8 protein-coding genes are annotated in these 8,555 nt (G+C 55.6%); all 8 read left to right on the top strand.

The window, feature by feature from the left end:
* Positions 1–518 precede the first annotated feature (518 nt).
* The 8 genes from LAO20_07420 (at position 519) to LAO20_07385 (ending at position 8,521) form a co-directional block, all read left to right on the top strand.
* Positions 519–1,067 (top strand): DUF4019 domain-containing protein, encoded by a 549-nt coding sequence (locus tag LAO20_07420; GenBank protein ID MBZ5531243.1) that lies wholly within the window; start codon positions 519–521, stop codon positions 1,065–1,067.
* Between the two features lie 220 nt (positions 1,068–1,287).
* Complete coding sequence (locus LAO20_07415) at positions 1,288–1,743, top strand: hypothetical protein (protein ID MBZ5531242.1); 456 nt, start codon at positions 1,288–1,290, stop codon at positions 1,741–1,743.
* A gap of 197 nt (positions 1,744–1,940) precedes the next feature.
* Positions 1,941–2,597, top strand: a complete 657-nt coding sequence (locus tag LAO20_07410) for a response regulator transcription factor (GenBank protein MBZ5531241.1) — start codon at positions 1,941–1,943, stop codon at positions 2,595–2,597.
* 745 nt (positions 2,598–3,342) lie between these two features.
* Positions 3,343–4,056: an AraC family transcriptional regulator gene (locus LAO20_07405; GenBank protein ID MBZ5531240.1), complete on the top strand. Its 714-nt coding sequence runs from the start codon at positions 3,343–3,345 to the stop codon at positions 4,054–4,056.
* A gap of 28 nt (positions 4,057–4,084) precedes the next feature.
* A complete protein-coding gene (locus LAO20_07400; protein MBZ5531239.1) occupies positions 4,085–6,016 on the top strand; it encodes a CRTAC1 family protein in 1,932 nt (643 codons plus the stop codon).
* Positions 6,013–6,951, top strand: coding sequence for an enediyne biosynthesis protein UnbU (locus tag LAO20_07395; protein MBZ5531238.1), 939 nt, complete (start codon positions 6,013–6,015; stop codon positions 6,949–6,951). Before LAO20_07400 ends, LAO20_07395 begins: the two co-directional genes overlap by 4 nt.
* Before the next feature lie 40 nt (positions 6,952–6,991).
* Positions 6,992–7,972: a DUF1702 family protein gene (locus LAO20_07390; protein ID MBZ5531237.1), complete on the top strand. Its 981-nt coding sequence runs from the start codon at positions 6,992–6,994 to the stop codon at positions 7,970–7,972.
* 27 nt (positions 7,973–7,999) lie between these two features.
* Positions 8,000–8,521 carry a hypothetical protein gene (locus tag LAO20_07385; GenBank protein ID MBZ5531236.1) on the top strand — a complete coding sequence of 174 codons (522 nt, stop codon included), beginning with the start codon at positions 8,000–8,002 and terminating at the stop codon, positions 8,519–8,521.
* Positions 8,522–8,555: the final 34 nt, after the last annotated feature.

Raw genomic sequence — 8,555 nt, 5'->3', positions numbered from 1 at the left:
TTGGGGAGGACGCTTCGCGGACGCGCCTTGGACGTGGCGTCTCTGCGCTAACGCGTGGACCGAACCGGCCTTAGCAATTCAGCAATCCGGGAGAGGAATTGCCCGATGCTTTCGCGATAATCTCGCCCCGGATGGCACTTTCCTGGAGTTCCATGATGGACTCAGTGTGCAGAGTACTCTTCGTTTTCTGTATTGGACTCGTTCCCGCGTCCAGCCAGTCCTCGCCAGCTCCTCCAGCGATGTTGAGATTGTGGTCTGCCGGCTCGGTCGACGCCATCGGTTCCGTTCAGCAGCAGGAGTGTTCGGCTCTCACCATTTCCGAGCGCCGAATACGCCTGAGCACCATCCCGGGCACAAACAAAGTTGAAGGGGAATGGATTCGCACCACCGCTAGCATTTGGATGACCACTGACAACCGGAATTGTTGGTTGTTCCCAGAGGACTCTTTGTTTCAGCCTATGTTCCAGACTACATGGGGGTACGTCCTCGACGCTGTGTACGACGCCGCACGAGGAGTGATGAAGGTCGATGGCAGATTCGCGTTTTGTAATGGCAACGGCTGTGACCGCATCGTGAAAGCGACCGCCAAGAAACCTTTCCATACTGAACTAAAGATGATCACCGATCGCTTGGTCGATACGAATATGACCGACGATCCAAGCGACGATTTGGAGTTCGTTCGAGTCAGTGACGATGCAGACCGCGCTGACGACGCAAAAACTGCATTGGCTATGTGGTTGAAGATTCTGGATGCGGGAGACTTCGGCCGATTTTACGACCAGGCAACATCTGCGTCCTTCCGTTCAATCGCATCACGCAAAGACTTTATCGCCAGACTATCCGCTCAACGTGATCGCGTGGGCACTACCACGTCGCGACAGACGCTAAGAACCCTATATGCTCAAGATGCACCCTTTATTTCTAAGTCGCCGGGGGAATACGTGCTCTTTTGGAGTGGCGTGGAATCGACGAAAAGCGCTCGGGGGCTGGAATTCATGCTTCTCGCCAACGACGGAGGCACCTGGAAACTGACATGGTTCAACTACGGTTCGATCCGGGAAAACTAGCATTGGAATCGTCGTATGCGGGCTGCGTTCGTGTCTATTCTCTTGCTTCAGCTATATGTCCCTTTTAGTGTCGCGCAAGATGCGCTTGGCTCAACGGAAGATTCGATCCAAGAATCCTCTTCACCTTTTACTGGGGCGCCGTTGTGCTCGTGGAGAAGTAGAGTTTCGCCATGCTCGTCAGAGTTGGGGACTTCAATTCACTATAACTAGTGAGGTTCACATGCAAACTCGGTCGGCTTCTCTCAAGATCCTTCAAGATGCAGCCAAGGTGACGCTTCTTTTCACAGTCCTGGTCTTCTCACTGTTGGCACGGACGCAAGACAGGACAGCAGATGCGAGATCGTTCACCGACTCGGTATTAGCGATGTTCGACCAAGGCAAGTACTCTGATATCTATGACTTGTTTGACTCAACCACGCACCAAATGACGAGAGAACAGTGGGTTCAAGCCTGCCAAGCCGTTGCTCAGCAACGCGGCAAGGCGATTGGCCGAGAACTCTCAGACGCTACAAAGAGTATGGGAGTATATAGGTTCGTTTTTGCCGCCAAATGCACTGATGGTAAGACGTTTGAAGATCTGTCCGTAACGAACAAAAACGGCGATTGGAAGCTATTGAGATTCTGGGTCAAACCGAATCTCGAAAGTGACAAGAGTCAAAGCGACAAGAGTCGATGATGAGCATAATGACCCACGATCAACGTCGAATGGGTGGCGGATCTGGCGCATCCTTTCCATTGATCGAGTTACGCCAAAGGTCGTAGGGTAGTTAGCCAACAATATATATTTCTTGACATCTGTCGTCTTGTTGGCTATAAGCCTGCCCCTTCCCTTAGGCTTGGCTTGGTTCCTCAGCTGTATTCCGGATGCAGTGTATGAAACAAGACGGCAAGGTTTTAGTCAACGTCGGCATGGATCGTCTTTACCACGAGATCTTTGCTTCGGCACTTTCGCTGCACGGGTGGCAGGTGAAGAGCTACCAGCGAGAGTGCCCCCTTTCGAGTGAGACGGCCGCCATCGTCCTGATCACGTCATTGCCGGATGCGGAAGCAGTGATCGCCAGCTCGCGTTGGGCGCGGGCTGAATTTCCGGCTTCCAAAATCGTGCTGCTGAGCAACGAATGCACGGATACAGAGCTTGTGCGTTTCATCGAAGCAGGCGTCTGCGCATGCGTTCCCGGCAACAAGGGAATCACCCATTTGATCAGTACTCTGGAGATGTTGCGGAATAACCAGACTGTTTCCTCGGGCCACATCACGCAAATCGTCGTGGATGCGATCGGCCGGCTGAGCCGCAGAGAGCAGAAGATTACCGGCGCACCGCTTACCGAGCGAGAAAGCGAGATTCTGCAGTTGGTCAACGATGGTCTGAGCAATAAAGAGATTGCCAGTCATCTCGGCATTGCCGCAAGCACCGTCAAGCACCACGTACATCGCCTGTTAGAGAAGCTCAAGGTGCGCAGCCGCCACGAAGCTGCGAGCATGAGCAGAAGACGACCGCCCCAGCCGAGCTCCCTGTTTGGTACCTCCTAATGGGCAGCAAAGCGTAGCACGGACCGGCGTGGAAGCAAGCGCGACTCCGCCAAACAAGCGATAGCTTGGTACTACCGCGCGCATTCGCTGCAGTGACGGTCCGTCAGCAGTGTCCATCATGGAGGGGCGTGCGTCGCACTGGGTTTGCTTTGGCTGCTGAGATGGCGCATTTCCTTGCGGGCCCAGTGGATCAAGTTTTCAATTCGAGCGAGAAGGCTGTACGTGGGGCGTTTGCCAAGCTGAATGGCGGGATGGCGATGCCGATTCCGTTATTACTTAAACACTCACGAAACCCACGCTCACGCATGACTTTCTGCATGAATCGCTTCCGTAAACTCGGAAACGTCGACTACCACGCCGCTGAAGGTCCGCCATTCGATCATCACGTGCTTCTTAACGGTTAGACCGACAATGTCGGACGCCCCATCATCCATGCGGTGCATCGGTGGGCGATTATGCATCTTCAGGCCGCTTTCCCGATCTTCGGCTCAAGAATGATCGATATATGGCCGTCTAGAACCGGACCCTTTTTGAATCTCCAGGACCATTGCGAGGGAGCAATCGGGAATATACCTTGCCTTACTAATTCGGCCTACCGCATTGGGAAGTCGACCGACGGCGGGCTGGGTTCCAGGGAGGGACGCAGGTGATGTTAGAGTCGCAGAATCGCACCCGGAAGCGGCCCGATACGATCGAATTTCATTCTCATGCTGTGCAGAGAGTGATAGGCGCAATTCGGCAGCGCTTGGACGAGGACATCTCGTTGGCAGATATGGCATCGGTCGCATATATGAGCCGGTATCATTTCAATCGCACATTCCGCGCAGTAACCGGCTTGTCCCCTTGCCGCTTTGTCAGCAAGCTCAGGGTTGAGGCCGCTACCCGTTTGCTCCTCAGCAGCGATACTAGCGTGACGGAAATTTGTCTGGAAGTCGGGTACAGCAGCCTGGGAACCTTTATACGCAGGTTTTCCGGAGTGCTGGGCGTCTCGCCGACCAAGCTGCGGATGCTGCAGCGATCGCCGTCAAAAAATCTGCTGGAATGCCTGCAGAGGGAAGCCACGCCGGTTCCTTTGCTTCAAGCCAAAGTGGTCGGACAGGTGCGCGGCCCGGCATCATTTTCGGGTCCTATATTTATAGGCTTGTTCCCAACCCCGATCCCGGAAGGAAAGCCAGTGGCGTGTGCCACGATTCTCCAGCCCGGCAAGTATTCGATATCTGAAGTTCCCGAAGGGCAATATTACGTAATGGCCTTGGGAATGCCATGGCCGCGCACCGTGGATGACTTTTTTCGTTATGAATCTGCGCTGCGAGGCGGCGGCCAGCAGGTCACCATCGGCTCAGGCACCGTTGAATGCGAGGACATCGTGCTGCGAGCCCCGGCCACCACGGATCCCCCCGTTTTGCTCAACTTTCCATTCCTGCTGGGCAAGGACGGCAACCTGAGGAAATCGGCTTGAGGCCGAAGCAAACGCGCTGGTGATTCAAATGAGAACTCTCCAACGAAGCTTCCTCGATAGGCCATATCTGAAACTATTGGTCGTGTGGTCGGCCGTGGTTGCAATTGGCTGGGCCGCACGTCTTCCCCGGCTTTCGTCGCGCGAGTCGGATTCCATAGCGAAGCGGTTTCGCTTCGAACGCGCGATCTTCCCCCGGTCTGGGATTTCGGGGAAGAGTATTCGCAAAGTGAATCCACGTTTTCAGGGAATTGTGTCGTGGATTTCCACTGTGGGCGCTGGCATCGCTTTGGGCGATTTGGATGGCGATGGTCTTTCCAATGACGCCTGCCTGGTGGATCCTCGAACCGACGATGTGAAGGTGATGCCGGTTCCGGGAACTGGTGCGCGCTACGAGTCTTTCAGCCTCTTCCCGACTTCGCTTACCTACGATGCTGTCCACACTGCCCCCATGGGCTGCCTGTTTGCGGACCTCAATGAAGATGGCTTGATGGATGTAATTGTGTACTACTGGGGACGGACTCCGGTCGCTTTTCTGCGCAAGCAAAACAGCGCGCAAGTCTTATCGGCCGATTCTTTCACGCCTCAGGAGCTGGTCGCGGGCGGCGAGAGATGGTACACCAATGCTGCCTTGGTGGCAGATCTGGATGGCGATGGACACGCTGACCTGATTTTTGGCAATTATTTCCCTGATGGTTCTGTGGTCCTGGGTTCTGACGGACCGGCGGAGATGCAGAATTCCATGTCACGTGCCACGAATGGCGGCAGCAAGCCAATTCTACTATGGAAGTCGGCAACAGCGGGTGCAAAACCCAGTGTCACGTTCGAACCGATCACGGAGCCGAATCTGGGGACAGGTTGGACGTTGGCAATGGCAGCTTGCGACCTTGACGGAGACCTCCGGCCGGAGCTCTACATTGCCAACGATTTTGGTCCTGACCGGTTGTTTTATAACGCGTCTAGTCCAGGTCATGTTGCGTTCAAACCGCTGCGAGGCCGTCACGGCTGGACTACTCCCAAATCCAAGGTGCTTGGCCAGGATTCATTCAAAGGAATGGGTGTGGATTGCGCTGACATCAACGGGGATGGCCTGCCCGACATCATAGTCGGCAACATTACGGACAGCTATGCCCTGGAAGAAAGCAATTTGGTGTATTTGAGCACAGGGGATCTCGATGCTTTCCGATCGGGGATTGCGCCCTATGAGGAGCGCAGTGAAAGTCTAGGATTGGCACGAAGCGGATGGTCGTGGGACGTGCGCTTTGGCGACTTCGACAATCAAGGCGACCCGCAGATACTCCAAGCTACGGGTTTTCTTAAAGGCGCCAGGAACCGCTGGCCGGACTTGCAGGAGTTGGCTATGGGGAATGATCTGATGCTGCACAATCCTGGCCACTGGCCCCATTTTCAGCCGGGTGACGATTTGAGCGGCGGCAACCAGGATCGTTTTTATGTTCGCTCCGCCTTGGGCAGGTACTTCGACTTCGGACCGAGCATTGGTCTTGGCGAACCCTTGGTTACGCGCGGCATCGCTGTCGCTGACGTGGATGGAGATGGCCGCCTGGACTTTGCACTCGCGAACCAGTGGAACGACTCGGTTTTCTTTCATAACCGCAGCGAGCCTGTCGGGGATTTCTTGGGTCTGCACTTGCTGGTTCCCACAGCGCCCACCCGGACCGCAATCTACAGAGGCCTCAAGAGCCAACGGACAGCTTCGCCTGCAATCGGCGCACGCGCGACTGTATACCTCCGCGACGGCAGAAAGCTGGTCAAACAAGTTGACGGGGGCAACGGACATTCCGGAAAAAGCAGTCCTGACATCCACTTCGGACTGGGTACACAAGGCGCAAAGAATCTGCGAATCGAGATCGACTGGCGCGATCGGATGGGCATGGTTCGGCACTTGGAGACCAGCCTGGCACCGGGCTGGCACACCGTCCTCCTCGGGAGTACTGACCGATGACTTTCAACGAGCAATGGGCGGATGCGCGGCGACTCGGTGGTTTAAGACGATTTGCCGTTGCTATCTCTGTGTTCAACCTGCTGGGGCACACTTTTTTCGGATTTGAACAATCCTTGGCACAACCGTGCTTATCCCTGCTTGCAGCTTACGCGTGTGAGCTGTTCCTTGAGTGGTGCGCTGCCCAGGAGCACGGCCGTACCCCACGTTTTCTCGGTGGCTGGCGCCAAACGGTCGATTTCCTGCTCCCCGCCCACATCACCGGGTTAGCGGTTGCCATGCTGCTGTATTCCAGTGACCGGATCTTGCCGGTCATCTTTGCTTCAATGGTGGCGATCGCCTCCAAGGCAACCTTTCGTTTTAGGGTGGACGGTCGCCCCCGCCATTTTCTGAATCCCTCCAATTTCGGCATCACCGTTACCTTGCTGCTGTTTCCCTGGGTCGGAATCGCTCCACCGTATCATTTCAGTGAAAATCTGAGCGGAATGGGCCGTTGGATATTGCCCGCCTTCATCTGTGTTTCGGGAACGCTGATCAATTTGCGTTTTACTGGCCGCCTGCCATTGATCCTTGGCTGGTGGGGTGGCTTTCTCGCGCAAGCAGTTATTCGCAACCTGCTGCTGGGAACCGCGCTCCTGGGGGCGCTGAATCCAATGACCGGCGTCGCCTTCGTGTTGTTCAGTTTCTACATGATCAGCGATCCAGCCACCACACCCTTTGGCGCCCGCAGCCAGGTGGTTTTTGGGGTCCTCGTTGCTTCGGTCTATGGACTCCTGGTTTCCATGCACGTGGCTTTCGGCTTGTTTTTTGCGCTGACGGTCGTAACCGGCGCTCGAGGATTGGCGGATTGGGTTCGCAGTTTCAGGCCAGCCTCTGTACCGTCCCGAGTTGCCGCGGCTGCTAGGCACATTCCTGAATCAGTCAGCAGCGGTAACTAGCTTGCTAGAGCTGAGGGCGCAAACCTGAGGCTATTCGATTATGTCTTTTTTGTTGAAGAAATTGTTAAGCATTGCACCTCAAGAGGTGACGTTCGCGCGTCGCGGCTTCCGGGTACCGCGTGCAAGCGTACGCGAGCACCTGGAGCGGATAGGAGAAGCATTCCGGCAAGGCTATCAGGCGGTTTTGGAGAACCCACGAGAGTCTGCCCTCACCGGCCGACTGGAAACAGTGGAATTGGAATTCAGGGGCTTCGCCTACGAAGGAGCAGCCATGGCGATGGACCTTCTGGATCAGCTTCGGCCCTGGGCTGACCTGCTTCTTCCGGCTTTTCTGGCCGGCCCCGGGCGGCAACACAGATATATGGTGCACGTGGGTGCAGGCTGGTCTATGGCGCGTCTGCGACTGAGGTTGCGCCGCAGGTTCTCCGAACTCGATCCCCTGTTAGGTTGGCTGGCGTACGACGGGTTCGGCTTTCACGAAGGATATTTTCACTGGCCGCGCTATGCGAATGGAACCTGGCGCCCGGCTCTGCTTCAGGGGTATGCCTTACGGGCATTTGACCAAGGCTTGGGACGCAGCATGTGGTTTGTATCCGGCGCTGACCCGCAGTGGATCTCCGCCATTATATCGGGCTTTCCGGAAACACGCCGAGGAGACCTGTGGAGCGGCGTTGGGCTGGCTTGCGCCTATGCTGGCGGATGTGATGAAGAGGAAATCGTAGGCTTGCTGCAATTGTCAACTGGGTACCGGAGCCATCTTGCCCAGGGTGCAGTGTTCGCCGCCAAGACCAGAGAGTACGCAGGCAATCCCATGCCGCATACAGAGTCCGCCTGCCGAATAATTTGCGGTCTTTCACTACATCAAGCTGCTGTCATCGCGGACCAAGCTCTTGGCCAGGCCACGGCCGGGGACGAGCCCGCTTACGAGGATTGGAGATACCGGATACGTGAGCAGTTTCGCAAGCCCAAAAAGGGAAGTTTGGAGGACAGAAGCCCGGGACGATATCTTGTCGCCCGTTAAAGCAATGTGTTTGCTGGAGGAAAGAAGATGAAAAATACTCAGCGTCATCTTATGCAAATGCTTTTTGTCGGCCTGATACTTGCGCACTGGCTGGAGCACATCGTCCAGGCCTACCAGGTTTATGTGATGGGCTTCGAACGCCATCACGCGCTGGGCCTTTTGGGCCAGGTCTATCCCTGGCTGATTCATAGCGAATGGTTGCATTTCGGTTTTGCGGTGCTCACGCTGGCGGGCTTGTTGCTGTTGCTCCCTGCCTTTTCCGGAGTCGCGCGAATCTGGTGGAAAACTGCGTTGGTGGTGGGAATTTGGCATGTTTTTGAACACACGCTGCTTTTTATCCAGGCGCAGCGCGGAGTTTTTTTCTTTGGGGCAAAGGAGCCGACTTCAGTGCTGCAACTCGTGTTTCCGCGGATCGAACTTCATCTTTTTTACAACTCTGTGGTTACCATTCCTATCGTCATGGCCATGTTGCTCTACTGGCGCGCTGGAAAGCGTGCGGTTGCCCCAGCCTCAAATACGCCGCGCACTGCGTATGACGGAGCCTCTTGAGGTACGCAGTTTGAAAGGAGTCGAGGCCATGGTG

Source organism: Terriglobia bacterium (assembly GCA_020072815.1).
Lineage (GTDB): Bacteria > Acidobacteriota > Terriglobia > Terriglobales > Acidobacteriaceae > Angelobacter.
The sequence above is the reverse complement of the archived record's forward strand: the minus strand, read 5'-3'. Positions and strand labels throughout refer to the sequence as shown.

Bases quoted from the DNA above. Each gene is read 5' to 3' on its own strand.
- LAO20_07420 (MBZ5531243.1), top strand. From the start codon at position 519: ATGAAGGTCGATGGCAGATTCGCGTTTTGTAATGGCAACGGCTGTGAC.
- LAO20_07415 (MBZ5531242.1), top strand. From the start codon at position 1,288: ATGCAAACTCGGTCGGCTTCTCTCAAGATCCTTCAAGATGCAGCCAAG.
- LAO20_07410 (MBZ5531241.1), top strand. From the start codon at position 1,941: ATGAAACAAGACGGCAAGGTTTTAGTCAACGTCGGCATGGATCGTCTT.
- LAO20_07400 (MBZ5531239.1), top strand. From the start codon at position 4,085: ATGAGAACTCTCCAACGAAGCTTCCTCGATAGGCCATATCTGAAACTA.
- LAO20_07395 (MBZ5531238.1), top strand. From the start codon at position 6,013: ATGACTTTCAACGAGCAATGGGCGGATGCGCGGCGACTCGGTGGTTTA.
- LAO20_07390 (MBZ5531237.1), top strand. From the start codon at position 6,992: ATGTCTTTTTTGTTGAAGAAATTGTTAAGCATTGCACCTCAAGAGGTG.
- LAO20_07385 (MBZ5531236.1), top strand. From the start codon at position 8,000: ATGAAAAATACTCAGCGTCATCTTATGCAAATGCTTTTTGTCGGCCTG.